The sequence below is a fragment of the Aeromicrobium sp. CFBP 8757 genome (genome assembly GCF_014841755.1).
Classification (GTDB): domain Bacteria; phylum Actinomycetota; class Actinomycetes; order Propionibacteriales; family Nocardioidaceae; genus Aeromicrobium.
Genome location: NZ_JACYUM010000019.1, coordinates 1 through 1254, shown reverse-complemented (window position 1 = coordinate 1254; position 1254 = coordinate 1). Strand labels below are relative to the sequence as shown.

Here is a 1254-nt window from a genome sequence, read left to right as displayed (position 1 = left end):
AGGAGCTCTGCGACGACCGTGAGGGCGAAGCCCGAGGCGAACCACAGCGTCAGGGCTTGCGTAGGTCGCCTCGCTGCGCTCGCAGGCGGCCTCCCTGGCGACCGGGGTGGTCAGCCGTAGGTCTCGCGGTGATCGGCCTTCAGCCGCTGGTACGTCTCGTCGGCGGCTGCGGCGTCCCACGCGGCCTTGAAGATGCGGGCCGACTCGGCCTTGACCGGGTCCTCCGGGTCGGCCGGCAGCTCGGCACGTCCGTGGGCGCCGCTCTGCCCCTTCTTGTCGTCCGGGACGGGCCCGTCGTACTTGCGGCCGCCGCGGTGTCGCGCGTACCGCCGGGCCCGCGTGTACCCCATCTGCAGGTACTTGCGGGCCATGTCGGCGCCGACCACGTCCCCGTCGGCGAGGTAGGCGTCGAACGCCGCTCGGATGGCCTCGCTGCTCTCGCGCGCGTCGTCCGGCGTCGCGAACCGCCAGAGCGGGAGCAGCTCGCTCTTGTACGGCTCGACCTGGAAGACGCCCTGCTCACCGCGACCCACCCGGTACCGCTCGGGGTGGGCGCGGTGGTCGACGTCCTCGTCGGTCACGACCTAGAGGTCGGTGACGGTGGCGTGGTCGCCGCCGTCGTACGGCTGGCCGGTCGCCTTCGACTTGACGAGGCTGATCAGGCTCGCGACGCGGCCGCCTGGGGAGTCCCAGTACTCGGCGGTCTCGGCGTCGACGTGGATCAGGATCGCGTTGGGGTCCTCCGGGCCCTCGGGGATCCAGGCCTCGGCGAATGTGCTCCAGTACTCCTTGAGCTTCTCGACGTCGTCGACGATCTCGGCGCGCCCCGAGATCGACACCCACGAGCTCTGACTCGTGACCGTCACGCCGACGACGGGGTTGGCGCGGATGTGCGCGACCTTGCGGGAGTCGCGGGTCGCGATGAACCACAGGTCGGCGTCGAGGTCGACGTCCTGGCGCGACATCGGCCGGCTGACCAGGTGCCCCTCGGAGTCGGTCGTGGTCAGCATGACGAAGCGGGAGTCCTTCGTGAGCTCGACGAGCTTGGCGGTGTCGGTGGCGGTGTCGTTCGTGGAGTCGGTCATGGCGCCGACGTACCCGTCCGCGACGGCTTCACCCGTGTGGGCCGGTCCCGATCGGGTACGCGCACCGCATGACCCAGACCCCCGAAGAGCCCGGAACGTCCGACGGACCCCAGATCGACGCCGAGCCGAAGCCCGAGCCCGCGACGGACGCCAAGCAGGGCGTCTACGA

Annotated in this window: 2 protein-coding genes; both read right to left on the bottom strand. The window is 71.1% G+C overall.

Going from position 1 to position 1254, the window contains the following annotated elements; genetic code table 11:
- Positions 1-110: 110 nt before the first annotated feature.
- A complete protein-coding gene (locus IFT73_RS18560; RefSeq protein WP_192168917.1) occupies positions 111-581 on the bottom strand; it encodes a DUF4385 domain-containing protein in 471 nt (156 codons plus the stop codon).
- Between the two features lie 3 nt (positions 582-584).
- Positions 585-1085: a pyridoxamine 5'-phosphate oxidase family protein gene (locus tag IFT73_RS18555; protein WP_192168916.1), complete on the bottom strand. Its 501-nt coding sequence runs from the start codon at positions 1083-1085 to the stop codon at positions 585-587.
- Between the last annotated feature and the right edge of the window lie 169 nt (positions 1086-1254).

What these genes read in the sequence shown, in the direction of transcription:
- IFT73_RS18555 (WP_192168916.1), bottom strand. Translation starts at nt 1,085, where the DNA reads ATGACCGACTCCACGAACGACACCGCCACCGACACCGCCAAGCTCGTC.